The 19,433-nt window shown below is 50.6% G+C and carries 23 protein-coding genes; 11 read left to right on the top strand and 12 right to left on the bottom strand.

From position 1 onward, the window contains the following. Positions 1 to 80 precede the first annotated feature (80 nt). The gene (locus tag J4614_RS02515; protein WP_000975514.1) at positions 81 to 389 is read right to left on the bottom strand and encodes a DUF1161 domain-containing protein; all 309 of its coding nucleotides are present in this window, start codon (positions 387 to 389) and stop codon (positions 81 to 83) included. A 103-nt stretch (positions 390 to 492) separates the two neighbouring features. On the opposite strand from J4614_RS02515, the gene J4614_RS02520 reads away from it, so the two are divergent. Beyond that, on the top strand, positions 493 to 1,203 hold the full coding sequence (locus tag J4614_RS02520) for a YnfC family lipoprotein (RefSeq protein WP_000743114.1): 711 nt from the start codon (positions 493 to 495) through the stop codon (positions 1,201 to 1,203). Between the two features lie 40 nt (positions 1,204 to 1,243). On the opposite strand, the gene speG is transcribed toward J4614_RS02520, so the two are convergent. Together speG and J4614_RS02530 are read right to left on the bottom strand one after the other, a co-directional pair. Then, on the bottom strand, positions 1,244 to 1,804 hold the full coding sequence (gene speG, locus J4614_RS02525) for a spermidine N1-acetyltransferase (protein WP_000199997.1): 561 nt from the start codon (positions 1,802 to 1,804) through the stop codon (positions 1,244 to 1,246). A gap of 35 nt (positions 1,805 to 1,839) precedes the next feature. Beyond that, positions 1,840 to 2,181, bottom strand: coding sequence for a DUF1283 family protein (locus J4614_RS02530; RefSeq protein WP_001066440.1), 342 nt, complete (start codon positions 2,179 to 2,181; stop codon positions 1,840 to 1,842). Between the two features lie 152 nt (positions 2,182 to 2,333). On the opposite strand from J4614_RS02530, the gene J4614_RS02535 reads away from it, so the two are divergent. The 5 genes from J4614_RS02535 (at position 2,334) to J4614_RS02555 (ending at position 8,069) form a co-directional block, all read left to right on the top strand. Further along, the gene (locus tag J4614_RS02535; protein WP_000921389.1) at positions 2,334 to 2,660 is read left to right on the top strand and encodes a YnfA family protein; all 327 of its coding nucleotides are present in this window, start codon (positions 2,334 to 2,336) and stop codon (positions 2,658 to 2,660) included. Between the two features lie 121 nt (positions 2,661 to 2,781). Further along, entirely contained in the window at positions 2,782 to 3,996 is a 1,215-nt protein-coding gene (rspA, locus tag J4614_RS02540; protein ID WP_000706261.1) for a starvation-sensing protein RspA, read from the top strand. A gap of 10 nt (positions 3,997 to 4,006) precedes the next feature. Then, the gene (locus tag J4614_RS02545; protein WP_000836487.1) at positions 4,007 to 5,026 is read left to right on the top strand and encodes a Zn-dependent oxidoreductase; all 1,020 of its coding nucleotides are present in this window, start codon (positions 4,007 to 4,009) and stop codon (positions 5,024 to 5,026) included. A 53-nt stretch (positions 5,027 to 5,079) separates the two neighbouring features. Beyond that, on the top strand, positions 5,080 to 6,459 hold the full coding sequence (locus tag J4614_RS02550; RefSeq protein ID WP_208293047.1) for an MFS transporter: 1,380 nt from the start codon (positions 5,080 to 5,082) through the stop codon (positions 6,457 to 6,459). A 143-nt stretch (positions 6,460 to 6,602) separates the two neighbouring features. After that, positions 6,603 to 8,069 carry a mannitol dehydrogenase family protein gene (locus J4614_RS02555; protein ID WP_208293048.1) on the top strand — a complete coding sequence of 489 codons (1,467 nt, stop codon included), beginning with the start codon at positions 6,603 to 6,605 and terminating at the stop codon, positions 8,067 to 8,069. A gap of 66 nt (positions 8,070 to 8,135) precedes the next feature. Here J4614_RS02555 and ydfZ read toward each other — a convergent pair whose 3' ends face one another. From ydfZ to ydfG, 3 genes are all read right to left on the bottom strand, one after another. After that, the gene (gene ydfZ, locus J4614_RS02560) at positions 8,136 to 8,339 is read right to left on the bottom strand and encodes a putative selenium delivery protein YdfZ (protein WP_000989267.1); all 204 of its coding nucleotides are present in this window, start codon (positions 8,337 to 8,339) and stop codon (positions 8,136 to 8,138) included. Positions 8,340 to 8,519: 180 nt separating this feature from the next. Continuing rightward, complete coding sequence (locus J4614_RS02565; RefSeq protein WP_000215562.1) at positions 8,520 to 9,206, bottom strand: GntR family transcriptional regulator; 687 nt, start codon at positions 9,204 to 9,206, stop codon at positions 8,520 to 8,522. Positions 9,207 to 9,335: 129 nt separating this feature from the next. Next, positions 9,336 to 10,082, bottom strand: coding sequence for a bifunctional NADP-dependent 3-hydroxy acid dehydrogenase/3-hydroxypropionate dehydrogenase YdfG (gene ydfG / locus J4614_RS02570; RefSeq protein ID WP_000636564.1), 747 nt, complete (start codon positions 10,080 to 10,082; stop codon positions 9,336 to 9,338). 138 nt (positions 10,083 to 10,220) lie between these two features. Between ydfG and dcp the strand changes: the two genes are divergently transcribed. Both dcp and J4614_RS02580 read left to right on the top strand, forming a co-directional pair. Continuing rightward, positions 10,221 to 12,263: a peptidyl-dipeptidase Dcp gene (gene dcp, locus J4614_RS02575; protein ID WP_208293049.1), complete on the top strand. Its 2,043-nt coding sequence runs from the start codon at positions 10,221 to 10,223 to the stop codon at positions 12,261 to 12,263. A 344-nt stretch (positions 12,264 to 12,607) separates the two neighbouring features. Next, entirely contained in the window at positions 12,608 to 12,790 is a 183-nt protein-coding gene (locus J4614_RS02580) for a general stress protein (RefSeq protein WP_000807642.1), read from the top strand. Positions 12,791 to 12,909: 119 nt separating this feature from the next. Here J4614_RS02580 and J4614_RS02585 read toward each other — a convergent pair whose 3' ends face one another. Then, positions 12,910 to 13,437 carry a 2-oxo-tetronate isomerase gene (locus tag J4614_RS02585; protein WP_001235357.1) on the bottom strand — a complete coding sequence of 176 codons (528 nt, stop codon included), beginning with the start codon at positions 13,435 to 13,437 and terminating at the stop codon, positions 12,910 to 12,912. A gap of 426 nt (positions 13,438 to 13,863) precedes the next feature. On the opposite strand from J4614_RS02585, the gene J4614_RS02590 reads away from it, so the two are divergent. Next, a complete protein-coding gene (locus J4614_RS02590) occupies positions 13,864 to 14,256 on the top strand; it encodes a YdeI family stress tolerance OB fold protein (RefSeq protein WP_000776351.1) in 393 nt (130 codons plus the stop codon). Positions 14,257 to 14,602: 346 nt separating this feature from the next. Here the strand turns inward: J4614_RS02590 and mgtS are convergent, their stop codons facing one another. Both mgtS and ydeE read right to left on the bottom strand, forming a co-directional pair. Further along, on the bottom strand, positions 14,603 to 14,698 hold the full coding sequence (gene mgtS, locus J4614_RS02595; RefSeq protein WP_000901531.1) for a protein MgtS: 96 nt from the start codon (positions 14,696 to 14,698) through the stop codon (positions 14,603 to 14,605). A 248-nt stretch (positions 14,699 to 14,946) separates the two neighbouring features. Next, positions 14,947 to 16,134, bottom strand: a complete 1,188-nt coding sequence (gene ydeE / locus J4614_RS02600; protein ID WP_001068056.1) for an efflux MFS transporter YdeE — start codon at positions 16,132 to 16,134, stop codon at positions 14,947 to 14,949. Positions 16,135 to 16,361: 227 nt separating this feature from the next. Between ydeE and eamA the strand changes: the two genes are divergently transcribed. After that, positions 16,362 to 17,264, top strand: a complete 903-nt coding sequence (gene eamA / locus J4614_RS02605; RefSeq protein ID WP_208293050.1) for an O-acetylserine/cysteine exporter — start codon at positions 16,362 to 16,364, stop codon at positions 17,262 to 17,264. A 117-nt stretch (positions 17,265 to 17,381) separates the two neighbouring features. Here the strand turns inward: eamA and marB are convergent, their stop codons facing one another. From marB to marR, 3 genes are read right to left on the bottom strand one after another with little or no spacing between them, the layout of a single operon-like run. Next, positions 17,382 to 17,597, bottom strand: coding sequence for a multiple antibiotic resistance protein MarB (marB, locus tag J4614_RS02610; RefSeq protein ID WP_000783049.1), 216 nt, complete (start codon positions 17,595 to 17,597; stop codon positions 17,382 to 17,384). A gap of 28 nt (positions 17,598 to 17,625) precedes the next feature. Then, entirely contained in the window at positions 17,626 to 18,009 is a 384-nt protein-coding gene (gene marA, locus J4614_RS02615) for an MDR efflux pump AcrAB transcriptional activator MarA (RefSeq protein ID WP_000091194.1), read from the bottom strand. 19 nt (positions 18,010 to 18,028) lie between these two features. After that, positions 18,029 to 18,463, bottom strand: a complete 435-nt coding sequence (gene marR, locus J4614_RS02620) for a multiple antibiotic resistance transcriptional regulator MarR (protein ID WP_000843434.1) — start codon at positions 18,461 to 18,463, stop codon at positions 18,029 to 18,031. A gap of 258 nt (positions 18,464 to 18,721) precedes the next feature. Here marR and J4614_RS02625 point away from each other — a divergent pair, with 258 nt between their 5' ends. Then, positions 18,722 to 19,387 (top strand): MarC family NAAT transporter, encoded by a 666-nt coding sequence (locus J4614_RS02625; RefSeq protein WP_000968968.1) that lies wholly within the window; start codon positions 18,722 to 18,724, stop codon positions 19,385 to 19,387. The last annotated feature ends 46 nt before the right edge of the window (positions 19,388 to 19,433 follow it).

Here is a 19,433-nt window from a genome sequence, read left to right on the forward strand (position 1 = left end):
TGAGTTTACCCCTTTGGGAGTAAGAATTATTAATCCATGTCAAAGAGCGTTACCCTCCGGACCCGGAGGGCAGGAGGAGGTTATTGCGGTTCGGCGGATGAACCGTCCTGAGCGGGAGAGGTATTGGCAGGCGCATTGCCGCTGTTGGTGCGGGTATAAAGAATTTTATGCGTGTCGTTCGCGCAATGGCCCACCACCTGTGAGTCCGGCTGATCGGCCTGGTCGTTAGGAACGATAGTGAGCGTAAAATTATCCGCCGGCACGCCGTTATTGATGATACGTTGTTCAATATCGCTTTTTACTCTCTCGCACGATCCCGGTGCCGCCATCACCAGCGAGGGGGCGCTAACTAACGCCAGAGCGGCTATTGCAGTTGCGATTTTCATCATGAACTCCTGTGATTAATGACGATGTTCTAAGCTTAGCATTTTTCGTGTAAATAACTGTATTTGCTAATATGATGATAAATATCTTTTCATCCTGGTGATACGTGTGAAGAAACCCCTTTTACTGACGTTATTGTGCATGATACTGGCAGGTTGTGATAACCCGAAATCCCTTGAGTCTTTTACGCCGGAAATGGCCAGTTTTTCGAACGAATTTGATTTTGATCCATTACGTGGTCCGGTAAAGGATTTCAGCCAGACATTGATGAGTGAGAATGGCGAAGTGGCGAAGCAGGTCATCGGTACGCTTTCACAGGAAGGCTGTTTTGATACGCTTGAGTTACACGATCTGGAGAATAATACGGGGCTGGCGCTCGTGCTGGATGCCAATTATTACCGGGATGCTCAGACGCTGGAAAAAAAGGTGCAGTTACAGGGGAAGTGCCAGCTGGCGGCGTTGCCTTCGGCGGGCGTGACCTGGGAAACGGACGACAACGGTTTTGTGGTATCGGCGACGGGCAAAGAGATGAAAGTCGAGTATCGCTATGATAGCGAAGGTTATCCGCTAGGTAAGACAACCATAAACTCGCAGAATACGCTCTCTGTGACGGCAAAACCCTCCGCGGACCCGCGTAAAAAGCTGGACTATACGGCAGTCAGCCGGGTGGATGATCGACAGGTTGGCAATGTCACACAGAGCTGCGAATATGATGCGTACGCGAACCCTGTTGACTGCCGGCTTGTTATCGTCGATGAGAGCGTTAAGCCGGCAGTGTCCCACCATTACACCATTAAAAATCGTATCGATTACTACTAAACCGGGCGCGGTGCGACTCTCCGTGACTACTGCGCCACGTTTACTGCGCGGTGGGTTTCAGGAGCGTAGAACCGGACGTTTTATGTTCATCCAGATACTGCTGCTGGAAGATACACATGCGGATGGTGTTACGGTATTCGCCGTTAATGAAGAACTCATGAATCAGCTCGCCTTCTACTCTAAACCCGAGTTTACGGTAGATGTGAATCGCTTTTTCATTCTCTTTATCGACGATCAAATACAATTTATAGAGATTGAGTACGGTAAATCCGTAATCCATCGCCAGTTTGGCCGCGCGTGACGCCAGGCCTTTTCCCTGGTACTCCGGCGAAATAATAATCTGAAATTCCGCCCGCCGATGCACATGGTTAATTTCCACCAGTTCTACCAGCCCGGCGTTTTCACCGTCGCATTCGACGACAAAGCGCCGTTCGCTTTGGTCGTGAATGTGTTTGTCGTAGAGATCCGACAGTTCGACAAAAGCCTCATACGGCTCCTCAAACCAGTAACGCATAACGCTGGCATTATTATCAAGCTGGTGGACAAATCGTAAATCTTCACGCTCAAGCGGGCGCAGTCTGACCTTGTAGTCACTTGTCATACTGTATCCTTACACTTCCTTTTAGTTATCCTGCATTAGGGCGTAATAACGCGACCTGTACGACGATCCAGACACCGCAGCGTATTGGGCTCCCAATAGGCGTTGATGTTGGCGCTTTGCTCGCATTTATCGCGGTTATCAAAGGCGGCATCGGCTTTGTCCCACTCTTTTTCTGCGCGGGTATTCACTTTCTGACGCAGACTGCGAGTGTCGTTCCATTGTTCCTTTTCCATCGCCGCTTCCTGACGACTTTGTGCGCTATCTCCCGATTCAATCACCAGTTTACTGGTTTCAGCGAATGCGGAAGTAGTATATACAACGGCCGCCAACGTAAGCATTGCCGTCAGGCACAGGCGTTTGCTCAGCGTATTGTTCATCACAACATCCTTTCATTAGAGGGGAAAAAGCGGTAAACCACCTGTAAATTCTACACCAATCCTTATGCCTGGCATATACACAAGAATGGCCGGATAACCGTAACGATATTCTGTTGTATTATCACTTATCATTTCGTAACCAAATGAATCTCATGCTAAAGACGACTCTGCTTTTCTTTGTCACCGCCCTCTGTGAAATCATTGGATGTTTTCTTCCCTGGCTATGGCTTAAGCGCGGCGCCAGCGTGTGGTGGCTTCTGCCCGCCGCCGCGTCACTTGCGTTATTCGTCTGGCTTTTGACCTTGCATCCGGCGGCGAGTGGGCGGGTTTATGCGGCTTACGGTGGGGTATATGTCTGTACTGCGCTCCTGTGGTTACGTGTTGTCGATGGCGTCCGGCTCACGGTTTATGACTGGTGCGGCGCGCTGATCGCGTTGTGTGGAATGCTGATTATCGTCGTCGGATGGGGACGTACGTAACATTGCCGCGCGACCAGAACATTTTGTGATCTGGCAGCGCTTTTTACATTAATATACTTGTATGGTAGTAGCTCAGTTGGGTAAATTTCCTGCATCCCATAATGCGATGTAAGGAATAAAAATGAAGATTGTAGGGGCTGAAGTTTTTGTTACGTGTCCAGGGCGTAACTTCGTCACCTTAAAGATAACCACGGAAGACGGGATCATCGGTCTGGGGGATGCCACCCTGAACGGACGCGAGCTCCCGGTGGCCTCGTACCTTACCGATCACCTGTGCCCACAGCTCATCGGGCGGGATGCTCGCCGCATCGAAGATATCTGGCAGTTCTTCTACAAAGGCGCGTACTGGCGCCGTGGCCCTGTCACCATGTCCGCCATTTCCGCGGTTGATATGGCGCTATGGGATATTAAAGCCAAAGCCGCCAATATGCCGTTGTATCAGTTACTCGGCGGCGCTTCGCGTGAAGGCGTCATGGTGTATTGCCATACCACAGGCCACACCATCGACGATGTGCTGGAAGACTACGCGCGTCATAAAGAGCAAGGGTTCAAAGCAATCCGCGTGCAGTGCGGCGTTCCGGGGATGAAAACCACCTACGGCATGGCGAAAGGCAAGGGGCTGGCCTATGAGCCCGCGACAAAAGGCCAGTGGCCGGAAGAACAGTTGTGGTCAACGGAAAAGTATCTCGATTTTACGCCAAAGCTGTTTGACGCCGTGCGTAATACGTTCGGGTTTAATGAACATCTTCTGCACGATATGCATCACCGACTGACGCCTATTGAGGCTGCCCGCTTTGGCAAAAGTATTGAAGACTATCGTTTGTTCTGGATGGAAGACCCGACGCCGGCTGAAAATCAGGCGTGCTTCCGCCTCATCCGCCAGCATACGGTCACGCCGATTGCGGTAGGCGAAGTCTTTAACAGTATCTGGGATTGCAAACAGCTCATTGAAGAGCAATTGATTGACTATATCCGCACCACGCTTACCCATGCCGGTGGTATTACCGGGATGCGCCGCATTGCCGATTTTGCCTCGCTCTACCAGGTGCGTACCGGTTCGCATGGGCCGTCCGATCTGTCGCCGGTTTGTATGGCCGCTGCATTACATTTCGACCTGTGGGTGCCTAACTTTGGCGTACAGGAGTATATGGGCTACTCCGAACAGATGCTGGAGGTTTTCCCGCATAACTGGACGTTCGAGGGCGGCTATATGCATCCGGGCGACAAGCCAGGACTGGGCATTGAGTTCGATGAAAAACTGGCGGCGAAATATCCGTACGATCCAGCCTATTTGCCGGTGGCCCGCCTGGAAGACGGCACACTGTGGAACTGGTAAGGAGCGAAAAATGAAAAGCATCGTAATCGAAAAACCGAATACATTAACTATCGAAACGCGCGCGCTTCCTCAGCCTGCGCCGGGTGAAGTTCGTATTAAAGTGAAACTGGCGGGTATCTGCGGTTCCGACAGTCATATTTATCGGGGACATAATCCCTTTGCAAAATATCCCCGTGTCATAGGCCATGAATTTTTCGGTGTCATCGACGCGGTAGGCGACAACGTCAATCACGACCGGATAGGAGAACGGGTATCCGTCGATCCGGTGATCAGTTGCGGGCATTGTTACCCTTGTTCAGTCGGTAAACCCAATGTGTGTACCTCGCTGGTGGTGCTGGGCGTGCATCGTGACGGCGGTTTCAGCGAGTATGCGGTGGCGCCGGCCCGTAATGCTCATCGCATACCGGACAACATCGCAGATCATCATGCCGTCATGGTTGAGCCGTTTACCATTGCGGCAAATGTGACGGGGCAGGTGAATCCAACCGAGCAGGACGTGGCGCTTATCTATGGCGCTGGCCCGATGGGACTGACGACCGTACAGGCGCTGAAGGGGGTTTATCAGGTTAAAACGGTCATAGTCGTTGATCGCATTGAAGAGCGTTTAGCGATGGCGAAGCAGAGCGGCGCTGACTGGACCCTCAATAATGGTCAACATTCACTGGCGGAATTTCTACAGCAGAAGGCGCTAAAGCCGACCTTGATTGTCGATGCCGCCTGTCATCCCGCTATCCTGCAAGAGGCGATTACACTTGCATCGCCTGCGGCACGCATTGTCCTGATGGGATTTTCCAGCGACCCGTGTGAGATTGTACAGCAGGGTATTACCGGAAAAGAGCTGGCTATTTATTCATCGCGTCTTAATGCCAATAAATTCCCGGTCGTGATTGACTGGCTGAATAAAGGGCTTATTGATCCGGATAAGCTGATAACGCATACATTTGATTATCAACATGTCACCGACGCGATTGAGCTTTTCGAGAAAGACCAGCGTCAATGCTGCAAAGTCTTACTCACGTTTGCGAAATAATATAAATAATTGCGAGTAAGTGGTACGCATCTTACCTCTTAGAGATTGCCTATATGACACAAATAAAGCATGAACGATCGACTCAGGATTTAGTGCGCGCTGCCGTATCTGGCTGGTTAGGCACCGCGCTTGAATTTATGGATTTTCAGTTATATTCACTAGGCGCGGCTCTGGTCTTCCATGAGATATTTTTTCCGGAACAGTCTGCCGCGATGGCGCTTATCCTGGCAATGGGCACCTATGGTGCAGGTTATATAGCCAGAATCATCGGCGCCTTTGTTTTTGGTAAAATGGGCGACCGCATCGGACGAAAAAAAGTGTTGTTTATTACCATCACCATGATGGGGATCTGCACCACGCTGATTGGCGTACTGCCGACGTATGCGCAAATCGGCATTTTTGCGCCAGTATTACTGGTGACATTGCGAATTATACAGGGGCTGGGCGCCGGGGCGGAAATTTCCGGCGCGGGTACTATGCTGGCCGAGTATGCGCCGAAAGGAAAGCGTGGCATCATTTCCTCGCTGGTCGCGATGGGCACCAACTGCGGTACGTTGAGCGCGACGGCGATCTGGGCGGTGATGTTCTTTGCGCTTGAACGCGAACAACTGATCGCCTGGGGATGGCGTATTCCTTTCCTGGCGAGCGTCGTTGTCATGATATTCGCGATCTGGCTGCGAATGAATCTGAAAGAAAGTCCGGTATTCGAAAAAGTAAGCGAAGGCGAAAAATCGCCAGCGTTAACGTCTGCGTCAGAAAATACATTGGGCGCGATGTTTACCAGCAAATCTTTCTGGCTGGCCACCGGTTTACGTTTTGGACAAGCGGGGAATTCGGGGCTTATTCAAACCTTCCTTGCCGGATATTTAGTTCAGACGTTATTATTTAACAAATCTATCCCAACCGATGCGTTAATGATAAGTTCCGTAATTGGTTTTATCACTATCCCACTATTAGGGTGGTTGTCCGATAAATACGGTCGTCGGCTGCCGTATATAATATTGAATATCTCCGCGATTATCCTCGCCTGGCCGATGCTGTCTATTGTGGTAGATAAAACGTATAGCCCTGGCGTTATTATGGCAGCGCTCATTGTTATTCATAACTTTGCCGTGCTGGGATTATTTGCGCTGGAAAACATTAACATGGCGGAAATTTTCGGATCGCGTAATCGCTTCACCCGGATGGCGATTTCAAAAGAGGCAGGGGGGCTGGTGGCGGTCGGTTTTGGCCCCGTCCTCGCAGGAATCTTTTGTAACATGACCGATTCCTGGCTGCCCATCTTAATTATGCTGGTGCTCTACTCGTGTATTGGTCTGATTTCTGCGCTGTTGATGCCGGAGGTCAGAGATCGCGACCTGAGTTTGCCTGAGGATGCGGCGGAAGCGACAGCGGCAGAGAAGTTACGCCACTCCGCAACCCAGACGAGTTAAATCGTGTCGACGGTATGGCCGGAACGCTAATGCGGTTTCGGCCATGCTGTACGGTCACTTTTGTTTAATTAGCGTAAATCCAAATGCACCAGGGCAGGCGTTACTCTGCGACTGTTCCGCTTTCAGAATATAGAGGTTATAAAATGCAAAACAGGCTTTTATCGGCAAAGGCGACGCTTCCTGATTACGATCGTGCGGCGCTGGCGGCGCGGATGGTCCATCTCGGTTTTGGCGCGTTTCATCGCGCGCATCAGGGGGTTTATACAGATATTCTGGCTGCGGAGCAGCATAGCGACTGGGGCTATTATGAGGTTAACCTTATTGGCGGCGAACAGCAGATTGCCGATCTAAAGCAGCAGGATAACCTCTATACCGTGGCGGAGATGTCGGCGGAAGCCTGGACGGCGCGTGTGGTGGGCGTCGTCAAGGCGGCGTTGCATGCCCAGGTTGATGGTCTGGAACGTGTGCTGGCGGCGATGTGCGAACCGCAAATAGCGATTGTGTCTCTGACCATTACCGAGAAAGGGTATTGTCATTCGCCAGCCACGGGCCAACTTCTGCTGGAACATCCCATGATTGCCGCCGACCTGCAAAATCCGCATCAACCGCTAACGGCACCGGGTATTATTGTCGAAGCGTTAGCGCGTCGTAAAGCCGCAGGCTTACCGGCATTTACCGTGATGTCCTGCGACAACATGCCGGAAAATGGGCATGTGACGCGTCAGGTTGTGACGGCTTACGCCCGGGAGGTGGATGCGGAACTGGCGATATGGATCGAGCAAAACGTGACATTTCCGTCAACCATGGTTGATCGGATTGTCCCTGCGGTCACGCCGGAGACGCTGGATAAAATCGAACAACTGACCGGCGTGCGCGATCCGGCGGGCGTCGCCTGCGAACCGTTTCGTCAGTGGGTGATAGAAGATACGTTTGTGGCGGGGCGTCCGCAGTGGGAAAACGCGGGCGCGACATTGGTCGCCGACGTGGTTCCGTTTGAAGAGATGAAACTGCGAATGCTTAACGGCAGTCATTCTTTCCTGGCTTATCTGGGATATCTTGCCGGCTATCAGCATATTAATGACTGCATGGCTGACGACAACTATCGTCTGACCGCGCAGGCGTTAATGTTACGCGAGCAGGCGCCCACGCTGAAAGTCCAGGGGGTAGATTTACAGCGTTATGCCGATCAGTTGATTGCGCGTTACCGTAATCCGGCGTTGCGTCATCGTACCTGGCAGATTGCAATGGATGGCAGCCAGAAACTTCCGCAGCGTATGCTGGACTCCGTTCGCTGGCATCTTGCTAATCATAGCGATTTTGATTTGCTGGCGCTGGGCGTGGCGGGGTGGATGCGTTACGTCGGCGGCGTGGATGAACAAGGCAAGGCGATCGACATTAGCGATCCGCTATTGCCGGTTATTCAGCGCGCCGTGGTAAACAGTGAAGAAGGCGCCAGTCGTGTTAAGGCGCTGCTGGGAATGGCAGAAATTTTCGGCAACGATTTGCCGCAGGCGGCGCGGTTTACGCAAAAAGTGCAAGAAGCCTATGACAGTTTACTGACATATGGCGCGAAAGCGAGCGTGGCGAAATATGCCGAGCGGTTGAAATAGCATAACAGAGACCCGGTAGCATTATGCTACCGGGAAGGCCGGAGCGGTTCCTGGCGGCCAGTGGTATCAGTTCATGCCAAGACGAATCAGTTCGACTGGCGCGAATTTACCTTCACAACCTTCGACAATCACCGTTTTGCCGCGGCGAATTTGACCTGCATCCAGACCTTCGCTCTCAATGGCTTTAATAATCCCGGTATGACCCGTGCCGCTTATCATGACCCGGCTACCGGTAGTGATTGCGTTACGGTTACGATCGTATGTCATCATGGTGTTTTCTCCTTTCAAACTTACAGCCAAAGCCCGCAGGTTTCCCCGCATGACGGGCGACATATAAATACGCTTATCGTTGCGAATTTTTTTTGTTTTTGATCAAGCTCACGGCTTTTTAGGCGGGAATGTGCAGGGTGAGAAAGCGGAGAAGGCGTCTCACCCTGACGTTAAAGGGGGTTAGTCTTCGCTAAACCAGCCGCTGTTTTCCTGACGGATAAGCTGAACGGATTCGCTAATTTCCTGCAAATGCTGGGTCATTGCGCTCTCAACCGCATTGCCGTCACGATTTTCCAGCGCGGAGAAAATATCATGGTGCTGGCGCAACAACATCTCCGGCGGAGAAACATGATCCAGACTCATATAGCGAACCCGGTCGATTGTCGCTTTGATATTTTCAATGGTATCCCACGCTAACTGGCAATCGGCGATCTGCGCCAGCTTTTGGTGGAAATCGTCATCAAGCTGGAAAAAATCATCAATCTGTTTGCGCTCGATGGCAATATGTTGCAGGTGCAGGTTTTGCGCCAGCTGATAGCACTGGTTGTCGGTGATCATCGCCGCCGCACGGCGGACTACCGCGCATTCGATCGCCTGCCGAACAAAGCAGCCATTCTGTACCTGAGAAAGCGAAATCTTATTCACATAACTACCGCGCTGAGGGCGGATCTGAATCAACCCATTTTCCGCCAGCTTTATAAAAGCCTCGCGCACCGGTTGACGCGAAACGTTAAAACGGGTTGAGACCTCTTTTTCTGATAGCGGCGTGCCAGGCGGGATAAGACAATGCACGATATCACGCCGAAGAATACGGTAAATTTGCTGGTTGACAGGCTGTGTAGGGTTAAGCTGCGTTTCGACGGTCATTCATTCTTACTTTTTAGGCGGTTGACCCGGATACTCTACCACTTTTCCGTGGTGGTCTATACCGATCATGTTTCTGGTTGCAGATACGTTTGCCAGGGATTACCCGGCCCGCAGACCGGGTATAACCCCTTAGCTACGGTGGACGCTGAGCCCTGCGAAGGATTGGGTAACAGGCATCATTTCAACGGTATTAATATTCACATGCGCGGGGAGTGTGGCCACCCACCATACCGCTTCGGTAATGTCTTCTGGCGTGAGCGCGGTGGTATTTTCGTAAGTTTTACCCGCTTTCTCATCGTCGCCTTTGAAACGGACGCTGGAAAACTCGGTACCGCCAACCAGACCCGGTTCAATGTCGGTCACGCGAACCGCCGTGCCGTGTAAATCCGTGCGCAAATTCAGGCTAAACTGGCGCACAAAGGCTTTCGTCGCGCCATAGACGTTGCCACCAGCATAAGGCCAACTGCCGGCGGTTGAACCGATGTTAATGATATGACCGCGATTACGTTCGACCATTCCTGGCAGCACGGCGCGGGTCATATAAATTAAGCCTTTATTATTAGTATCGATCATAGTTTCCCAGTCTTCTACGCTGGCTTTATGCGCCGGTTCAAGACCCAGCGCCAGACCGGCGTTATTGACCAGCACATCAATATCGCGCCACTGCGCAGGCAGAGAGGCCATCATCTCTTCGATGGCCGCGCGGTTGCGCACGTCCAGTTGGGCGGTCAATACGTTCTCGCCAAGCTCATCTTTTAACGCTTGCAGGCGTTCATGACGACGTCCCGTGGCAATGACTTTATGTCCATTCTCAACAAAACGGCGTGCAATGCACTCGCCAAACCCTGCGGTTGCTCCAGTTACTAAAACGATCATCACACAGTTCCTCAACGCTTTTTGTGTTGTATTACCATAGCACGCGGCGTTTATGAAAGGGTAATCCTGGTTAACACGGTTGCGGTCAGCATAGGGGGAAGCTTACTCTTATGATCAACCTATTTTCAGGAGTGAAAAATGTCGACGAATCCTTTGTTAGACCAGAGTATGTTGCCTTATCAGGCACCGCGTTTTGATCGGATCAAAGATTGCCATTATCGTCCTGCTTTTGATGAGGGCGTGCGGCAAAAACGTGTGGAAATCGAGGCCATCGTCAATCATCCGGCGGCCCCTGATTTTACGAATACGCTTCTGGCGCTGGAGCAAAGCGGGGCGCTTCTGTCACGCGTCACCAGCGTTTTTTTCGCGATGACGGCCGCGCACACTAACGATGAACTCCAGCGGTTGGATGAGGCCTTTTCTGCCGAGCTGGCGGCGCTCTCCAACGATATTTATCTGAATAGCGCGTTATTCGCTCGCGTGGATGCCGTCTGGCAACAGCGTCACTCACTGGGGCTGGATGATGAGTCGCTACGGTTGGTCGATGTGATCCATCAGCGTTTTGTGTTGGCAGGCGCGCAGCTTGCCGAAGAGGATAAAGCGCGGCTGAAGGTATTGAATACTGAATCCGCGACCTTAATGAGCCAGTTTAATCAGCGTCTGCTGGCGGCAAGTAAAGCGGGCGGGCTGGCGGTAGATGACGCGCATTGCCTGGCAGGATTAAGCCCGGAAGAAATGACCGTCGCTGCTGAAGCGGCGCGTGAAAAAGGCCTGGAGGAGCGCTGGTTCATTCCGCTCCTTAATACGACGCAACAGCCTGCGCTTGCTACGCTGCGCGATCGCCAGACCCGCGAAAATTTATTCGCAGCGTCATGGACTCGGGCGGAAAAAGGAGATGCCCACGATACCCGCGCTATCGTTCAGCGTCTGGTAGAGATTCGTCGCTGTCAGGCAAAACTGCTGGGTTTCCCCAATTATGCCGCATGGAAAATGGCCGATCAGATGGCGAAAACGCCGCAAGCCGCACTGGGCTTTATGCGTGGCATTGTGCCGCCAGCGCGTCAGCGCGTACTCAATGAACAGGCGGAAATTCAGAACGTCATTGAGGGTGAGCAGGGCGGCTACACCGTTCAGGCCTGGGACTGGATGTTCTATGCCGAACAGGTACGGCGGGAAAAATATGCGTTAGATGAAGCGCAACTGAAGCCCTATTTTGCCTTAAATACGGTCTTGCAAGAGGGGGTTTTCTGGACCGCCAACCAGCTATTCGGCATCACCTTCGTCGAGCGTTTTGACATTCCGGTGTATCACCCTGATGTTCGGGTGTGGGAGATTTTCGATTCCGATGGTGTCGGCATGGCGTTATTTTATGGCGACTTCTTCGCGCGGGACTCGAAAAGCGGCGGCGCGTGGATGGGGAATTTTGTCGAGCAATCCACACTCAACGAAACCCGGCCCGTTATATACAATGTTTGTAACTATCAGAAACCGGTTGATGGGCAGCCTGCATTACTGCTTTGGGACGACGTTATTACGCTCTTCCATGAGTTTGGTCATACGCTACATGGTTTGTTTGCCGTCCAACGCTATGCCACGCTTTCAGGTACCAATACGCCCCGCGACTTTGTTGAGTTTCCCTCCCAGATTAATGAGCATTGGGCGAGCCATCCGCGTGTGTTCGAACGCTACGCGCGTCATGTCGACAGCGGTGAAAAAATGCCTGCTGATTTACAGGAAAGAATGCGCAAGGCGAGTTTATTTAATAAAGGTTACGATATGACTGAATTGCTCGGCGCCGCATTGCTGGATATGCGCTGGCATATGCTGGAGGAGAGCGTAGCAGAGCAGTCTGTCGCTGAGTTCGAGCAGCAGGCGCTGGCCGCCGAGCATCTTGATTTACCGGCAGTGCCGCCCCGCTATCGCAGCAGTTATTTTGCCCATATCTTCGGCGGCGGCTACGCAGCGGGATACTACGCCTACCTGTGGACGCAAATGTTAGCGGATGACGGTTATCAATGGTTTGTAGAGCAGGGCGGCCTGACGCGTGAAAACGGGCAGCGTTTTCGTGATGCTATCCTTTCCCGGGGGAATAGTACTGATTTAGAAACGCTTTATTCAGCCTGGCGTGGACATGAACCGCATATTGACCCCATGTTACAATATCGTGGGCTCGATCGCTAAGCTGATACGGTTGTTCGGCACTGTCGAACAACCGCCTGAAAATGAATCCTGCACTTCTGATGACAGCCAGTTAAATTTATGGGGTTAAATTGTCTGAATATAACAAGGGCGTGCATTCGGATTTTTCTACTTATTTTTTCGTGGTGGCTTGATTGCCAAAGATTTATTACCGCTTCGCTGTTGATGTTTTCAAAAAATATATTTTCCGCCATGTATCGGCGTTATGTAAATAATGCAGAAATGAATTTGACACTGCGCACAGGGCGACTAGATTTAGAACTGTATCACATGATATGAGAAGACATATCATATTTAAAACGCAACATCATCATGAGGATTATATTATGGCAGAACATCGCGGCGGTTCCGGTAATTTTGCAGAAGATAAAGAGAAAGCCTCAGAAGCAGGTCGTAAAGGCGGCCAGCATAGCGGTGGGAACTTTAAAAACGACCCACAGCGTGCATCTGAAGCGGGTAAAAAAGGTGGCCAGAATAGCCACAGTGGCGGACGGAAATCCGGCAATTAATTTTACTCCTGATATTTCGTAAATATATTCTGAAATATTGCGCATACGATGCGGGCCATAGGCTCGCATTTTTTTATTCTGACCGGGAGTTATTCTGACCGGTCAGATGAAATTATTGTTTATGCTTTCTTCGTTAACAGAAAAAGCAATTCAGCGAGGGCGAAGCGTACGCATTTTTCCAATACTTCCTGACAATCTCCGTTGAAATGTTGTCGGCTTGTAAAAGTTGTATTGTTAATATTCCAGGCAAACCAAACGGTGCCCGCCGGCGTGCCATCTTCGCCGCCTTCCGGCCCGCCATAGCCGCTGATCGCTATGCTGATATTGACCTCAGCCTGATCCTTAGCGCCCTGTGCCATTTCAGTAACGACCGCTTCGCTGACGGCGGTATGTTCGGCAAGACTGTGGCGTTGTACGCGTAAGATTTTTGCTTTGGCTTCATCAGTAAAGGTGACATAACCCACACCGTAAAATGAGGGCGTATCTTCTGCTGCGCACAATGCTGAAGCCAGTTTCCCGCCAGTGCAGGATTCTGCAGTGGTCAGACGGAGTTTCTGGTTAACCAGTAAATCACCAAGTTTTTTTGTCAGGCTATCGACGGATTCGGCTTCATCAAGGGTGACAATATCGTGCTGTTCTAATCTCATCGTTTATTTTTCCGTTACAGAGACAAATGAAATCTGTTCGTTCTTCTCAAGTATGGCATATTTATTTTATGACATTGTCAGTGAATGATTATTTTATCCAGTTACCAACAAACCCGCTGTTGCATAACTTGCTTACTTTCTTACGGCGATAACTGTCATTGATTATGCGTAAGGCCATTATCCTCAAAAAATAAAGCCGATTATTCTGAATTGCTATCCAGACGTTGATGCATATGACTTCAGCTATGTGGCAAGTTAACTATTACGCCGTTACGCTTTCGCGCTCACCGGCGCTGATGTCGGTTGCATATTAATCCGGATGGGTTGATTTTATTGCTTAATATTCTGCGGGTAAATTCATGTTTGTAAAAACTAAAAATAGCGGCCAGACTTAATACGTCAAATAGACGTTATTAAGGAGAGAGCATGAAACTACAGGTGGCTGCATTTTTAAGTTTTCTGATAATGCCTTACGCGCTAGCGGAAGATCAGGGGGGATTAAAAAAAGACGTGGCACCGCCGCCGCCTCATGCTATTGAGGATGGTTATCGCGGTACGGATGATGCAGAAAAAATGACCATCGAACAGGCAAAAACCCTGCATGATGGCGCAACCGTTTCGCTGCGCGGCAATCTTATTGATCATAAAGGCGACGATCGCTATGTATTTCGTGATAAATCCGGCGAGATTAACGTGATAATTCCTTCCGCCGTATTTGATGGGCGGGAAGTTCAGCCGGATCAAATGATCAACATTAACGGTAGTCTGGACAAGAAAGCGAAGGAACCGCTTGTTCGCGTGAACCGACTGCAAAAATAACGCGCACTAACCGGCAATCTCCAGGTCAGCCATACGGGGCATGCGGCTGGCCTGATACCATGGGTCTTGTAAAAGCCCCTGGGGGACAAAAGGTCCCATAATGTCTTATTCAGGTCTGGTTGCGTATCGTTTAAGCTTCATTGATATTGACGGTGCTACAGTCGTTAGCGATCCGTTATCCTCGCAAGAATTTGCCCGGTAGCGTATAAGCAAAACACAAATCTATCCATGCAAGCATTTACCGCTGGTGAACCGGCGGTTTTTTTTGCCTGCCATCCAGACAAAAGCGGCCCCTTGCGCAACGATGTAGCAAGGGGCCGGCTCTGCGAGGGATTATCTCCGTTCATTAATCATCCCATTTGTGACTGAACCAGGCGGCCAGAAATCCGGAAAATAAAATAATTCCTAATACAACGATAAAAAGGTTAATACTGCCTAACATCTCGTTTCTCCTTATTTTAGCGTGCATCCTCTTTTTTAAAAAAACCTCGTGCAGACTATAGTACTAATTTATACTTAAGCAAAGCCTGAATTGCGTATTTATTTTACTGGAAGGGTAAAGCATTAGAATATTTTCGTCAGCGCCCAGGAATATTCCTGAATTACCGCAGTGACAGCAGATAATTAGCCTGCAATATATAGGGTTAACCCGGTGCGCCAGAAACGGCGCACATCACTGGCTGCAGATAATTAACAGGTGATAGCCTGTTGCGTAGGGGTAATCCGCATTCCTTTTAACATCAGTGCCCAGGCGAACACAATGGCGATTATCAGGACAACGAAAAGCGACCAGGCGGGAAGTGTCGTCAGGATGACGCCGCTGGCCAGCGGGTTTACCGCCGCACCCAGCCAGCCCAGCGATTGCGCTGAAAAATAGCTGGCTTTCATCCCGGCAGGCGCAATGTTGTCAATTAACATATATTCGCCGGGGGCATAAATAATTTCGCCAATCGTGAATACTGCCGCTGAAAGCCCCCAAAAAAACAGATTGTCGCCTGAAAAAATAAATCCGATGAGCCCGGCGATAAAAAAGACGGTGCCGGTCGTCATCATTGGTCGAATATTGACGGCGGTAAGTCGACGGCCCACGGCGTATTGCAAACTGACCACAATAACCGCATTAACCGGCAGGACGACGGCTACCACTTTTTCCGCGAAGCCGCTATCGGCAACGACCATAACGTACTGTGAAATACAGGACGCAAAGGCGCCCCCCACAAAGGAGGCCAGAAATGCCGAAAGCGTAAACCACAATAATGCTTTGTCGCGCAGCAGAACGGAGGGAGACCAGATAGCGGCATTTTTCCCCTCGCTGGCGGCAACCGAACGTGTCACCCATACCTGAATAAAGACCAGCGGAAATGCGGAACAGATGGCGGCAAGCCAGAAGGGTAAATTGATGCTTTGCATCACCAGCAGCGTGCCGAGCGGCGGGCCAACCGTCCAGCCGATATTGAGTACGGTATAGTTGAGCGAAAAAATCCGCGTTTTTGTTGTCGCGGTGAGGTTATCGGCGAACCAGGCCTTCAGGACGGTAGAAAAAACCGAATAGGCGCAGTTAATAAGCGCAAAAAGCAGGACAACCAGTACGACATTATGCACCATTGGGATGGCGATAAACCCGCAGGCGAAGGCGATAATCGCGAGTAACATGTAGCGCTTTTTATCAAACTTGTCTGCCAGAATCCCAAAGCCAAGACTAAAGACGACGCCAATCGTTAACGCGCTGGTCAGCGCGTAGCCAATCAGATCCACGCCTAAACCGTACTGACGGTTAAGATAGATGGTCATAAAGGGGAGCGTGGCACCGCGTCCAATTGTCAATAACAGCGATGAGGCGAGTAGAGCCAACGTCGAACGTCTCAATCCTGGATTCATTTTTCCTGCCTGAAATGGAGGTTACGTATCGGGACGTTTTAATCTACCGTGCCCGCAAAAGCATGATGTCTATACGCTATAGCGTAGTCTTAACATACCATAACGCAGGATTTTGCCCATCGTGTGTTGTTCAATGCCATGCTCACGGTAAAAAGAAAAGTCCTGTTATGGCGCACTGATTTCCGATAACTTACCTTTTTACAAAATTTTAATAATGACAGGGGCCGATGATGTCGCGTAAAGACGGTTTTTTTGCGTTACTGGTGGTTGTCGTATGGGGGCTCAATTTTGTTGTCATCAAAGTAGGCCTGCATCATATGCCGCCATTATTGCTGGCAGGATTACGATTTTTACTGGTGGCGTTTCCGGCAATTTTCTTTGTCGCCCGGCCTAAAGTCCCGCTTACGCTGTTGCTGGGCTATGGGCTAACGATAAGCTTTGGGCAGTTCGCCTTTCTCTTTTGCGCGATAAAGTTTGGTATGCCCGCAGGACTGGCGTCGTTGGTATTACAGGCGCAGGCCTTTTTTACCATGGCATTGGGGGCGTTTGTTTTTAGCGAGCGGTTACAACGTAAGCAGTTGGCGGGGATCGCCCTGGCGATTATAGGTGTACTGGTATTGATTGAAGCCAGTCTCAACGGACAACATATAGCGATGTCGGGATTTATGCTGACTCTGGCGGCGGCATTTAGCTGGGCCTGCGGCAATATCTTTAATAAAAAAATTATGCAACATAGTCCGCGCCCGGCGGTGATGTCGCTGGTGGTCTGGAGCGCGCTGATCCCGATCCTGCCGTTCCTGCTGTCATCGCTGCTACTGGAGGGGGCGGATCACATTACGCAAAGCCTTATTACCATCGATATGACGACGATATTGTCGCTGCTTTATCTGGCTTTTGTCGCCACTATACTTGGCTACGGCATCTGGGGCACGTTACTGGGGCGCTATGAGACCTGGCGCGTGGCGCCGTTATCATTGCTGGTGCCGGTAGTCGGGCTGGCGAGCGCTGCGGTGTTACTCGGGGAAACGTTGACCGGGATGCAGCTTGCGGGCGCAGTACTGATTATGGCTGGACTCTATATCAATGTGTTTGGATTTCGTGTGCGCCGTACTGCGCGCGTCAGGGGATGAGGCATTATGTTACTAAGAAGACAAACGCTAATTTCAGACCATGCCGCGAGGTAATAGCGACGAACTCGTATAGCCAGACGGTACTAAAAAAATGCCCCGCAAAACGGGGCAAAGAGGTTAAAGGTGTTGGTCGTTATAATAGGGCACGCCTAATTCATCTGACTTATCGCTGTTCACGCTCACGGGGTGAAGGTCATTTGGCGGATCGCCCACACAGGGCAGCAGCATCACATCGCGGCTATTTTGCGCCACAGGTAACAAAGTTTGTTCTGCAATGCCATATCCGGAGGCGATAAGTAACAGACCCGGCAGGGCGGGAAACAGCATTTTCATGGTGCTCTTCGCGTGGCGCATAAACAAACTAGTAGTTGCCATGGTTCAGCGGCAGCATATACCGTGATTCGCCATGCATATTGGTGATCCGGTATTTGTGTGGCGGCACATCAAAATAGTTTTTGAACGTCCGGGTCAATGTTTGCTGTGACTCAAAGCCATAGCGTTCCGCCAGATAGAGAATGGGCTCGTTGCTCTCTTTTAATTTTTGCGCGATTTCCGTCATTTTACGGCTGCGAATGTATTGGCCTAATGAATGACCGGTCTCTTTTTTAAACATCCGTTGCAGGTGCCATTTGGAATATCCTGAACGCTCAGACACTTTTTCCAGTGAGAGCGGCGACTCCAGGTTATCCTCGATCCAGTCCAAAATGCTATGAATAGTAATAGCGTCAGTGTTGCGTCTGGACATCGTCATACCTCTTTTTTGTCTACGGCAGAATTTTCTTGAGCAAATACTCAAGCGTTGCCACTTCGTCCGCCGTTAAGTTTTTTGTTAATTCCTGATGCAGGTCTTGCCCTGGTCGTTGATGACATTGCTCACAAATTGCCGCGCCGTCCGGCGTTAGCTTCACCAGTACGCCGCGTTTGTCATTAGGATTCGGCAGTCTTTCGATCCAGCCTTTGCACAGCAGGCGATCGAGCATCCGCGTCAATGCGCCGAGATCGACAGACAGCACTTTTTTAAGTTCAACCGGGGTAATACATCCCGCGCAGCGTATCGAGCACAGCACTTTAAACTGTGTTGCGGTGATATCCAGCGGGGATAAATAGTTATTTAACAGGCGATCTTTTTTTTGATTTACCATGTAGATCAAGCGACCCAGCGGAATGATTTCATTGAACAGATCACTGGTGCTTTTCAAAATGGTTGCCCCGGCAAGTAATTAATTTCGTCAGATACTATTGCCCAGGCAAGTATAAGTCAACTAAATGAATTGACCGATGCCACGATTTGCTAAAAGGCGTCCGGAGTATTGTGTTGTGATAACTTGTAACTAATTGATAATTACAGGTTATATGTTGTAGAGGATATTAATTTGCACACTGGCGAAATGGCGCGCCTGGGCAATTTCACTTTATACTTCCGGTTCATGAAACGCTGATGGGTAAGAGATAGTATTATGATGGATTTGTTTAAAGCGATTGGATTGGGGCTGGTCGTACTGCTCCCGTTAGCCAATCCGCTAACCACCGTGGCGCTGTTTCTTGGCCTTGCGGGCAATATGAATAGTGCGGAACGCAACCGGCAGTCCTATATGGCTTCGGTTTATGTCTTCGCTATTATGATGGTGGCGTACTATGCCGGGCAGTTAGTCATGAACACCTTCGGTATTTCGATTCCAGGGCTACGGATCGCCGGGGGGTTAATCGTGGCGTTTATCGGCTTCAGAATGCTTTTCCCGCAGCAGAAGGCGCATGAGTCGCCGGAAGCGAAAAGCAAATCGGAGGAGCTGGCAGACGAACCGACGGCCAATATTGCGTTTGTTCCACTGGCTATGCCAAGCACCGCAGGACCGGGGACCATCGCAATGATCATCAGTTCCGCTTCCACGGTGCGTCATGGCGGCGAGTTTCCCGACTGGGTCATTATGGTCGCGCCGCCGATTATTTTTCTTGCCGTGGCGGTGATCCTGTGGGGATGCTTACGCAGTTCTGGCGCTATTATGCGGCTGGTGGGGAAAGGGGGGATTGAAGCGATCTCCCGCTTAATGGGATTCCTGCTGGTGTGTATGGGCGTGCAATTTATTATCAACGGCGTGTTGGAAATTATTAAAACGTACCACTAAGGCGCATTTTCGTCTGCCGGAAACCTGTTCCCGGCAGACGAATGTC

Source organism: Salmonella sp. 32031103-2018-00083-FB-01-SM-01 (assembly GCF_017571995.1).
Lineage (GTDB): Bacteria > Pseudomonadota > Gammaproteobacteria > Enterobacterales > Enterobacteriaceae > Salmonella > Salmonella enterica.

Coding starts and splice junctions, on each gene's coding strand:
- marB (WP_000783049.1), bottom strand. CDS start 17,597: ATGAAAATGCTGTTTCCCGCCCTGCCGGGTCTGTTACTTATCGCCTCC.
- J4614_RS02535 (WP_000921389.1), top strand. CDS start 2,334: ATGCTAAAGACGACTCTGCTTTTCTTTGTCACCGCCCTCTGTGAAATC.
- J4614_RS02590 (WP_000776351.1), top strand. CDS start 13,864: ATGAAACTACAGGTGGCTGCATTTTTAAGTTTTCTGATAATGCCTTAC.
- eamA (WP_208293050.1), top strand. CDS start 16,362: ATGATGTCGCGTAAAGACGGTTTTTTTGCGTTACTGGTGGTTGTCGTA.
- speG (WP_000199997.1), bottom strand. CDS start 1,804: ATGACAAGTGACTACAAGGTCAGACTGCGCCCGCTTGAGCGTGAAGAT.
- J4614_RS02625 (WP_000968968.1), top strand. CDS start 18,722: ATGATGGATTTGTTTAAAGCGATTGGATTGGGGCTGGTCGTACTGCTC.
- ydeE (WP_001068056.1), bottom strand. CDS start 16,134: ATGAATCCAGGATTGAGACGTTCGACGTTGGCTCTACTCGCCTCATCG.
- J4614_RS02550 (WP_208293047.1), top strand. CDS start 5,080: ATGACACAAATAAAGCATGAACGATCGACTCAGGATTTAGTGCGCGCT.
- mgtS (WP_000901531.1), bottom strand. CDS start 14,698: ATGTTAGGCAGTATTAACCTTTTTATCGTTGTATTAGGAATTATTTTA.
- ydfZ (WP_000989267.1), bottom strand. CDS start 8,339: ATGATGACATACGATCGTAACCGTAACGCAATCACTACCGGTAGCCGG.
- J4614_RS02565 (WP_000215562.1), bottom strand. CDS start 9,206: ATGACCGTCGAAACGCAGCTTAACCCTACACAGCCTGTCAACCAGCAA.
- J4614_RS02580 (WP_000807642.1), top strand. CDS start 12,608: ATGGCAGAACATCGCGGCGGTTCCGGTAATTTTGCAGAAGATAAAGAG.
- J4614_RS02555 (WP_208293048.1), top strand. CDS start 6,603: ATGCAAAACAGGCTTTTATCGGCAAAGGCGACGCTTCCTGATTACGAT.
- J4614_RS02530 (WP_001066440.1), bottom strand. CDS start 2,181: ATGAACAATACGCTGAGCAAACGCCTGTGCCTGACGGCAATGCTTACG.
- rspA (WP_000706261.1), top strand. CDS start 2,782: ATGAAGATTGTAGGGGCTGAAGTTTTTGTTACGTGTCCAGGGCGTAAC.
- dcp (WP_208293049.1), top strand. CDS start 10,221: ATGTCGACGAATCCTTTGTTAGACCAGAGTATGTTGCCTTATCAGGCA.
- J4614_RS02515 (WP_000975514.1), bottom strand. CDS start 389: ATGATGAAAATCGCAACTGCAATAGCCGCTCTGGCGTTAGTTAGCGCC.
- J4614_RS02585 (WP_001235357.1), bottom strand. CDS start 13,437: ATGAGATTAGAACAGCACGATATTGTCACCCTTGATGAAGCCGAATCC.
- ydfG (WP_000636564.1), bottom strand. CDS start 10,082: ATGATCGTTTTAGTAACTGGAGCAACCGCAGGGTTTGGCGAGTGCATT.
- marA (WP_000091194.1), bottom strand. CDS start 18,009: ATGTCCAGACGCAACACTGACGCTATTACTATTCATAGCATTTTGGAC.
- J4614_RS02545 (WP_000836487.1), top strand. CDS start 4,007: ATGAAAAGCATCGTAATCGAAAAACCGAATACATTAACTATCGAAACG.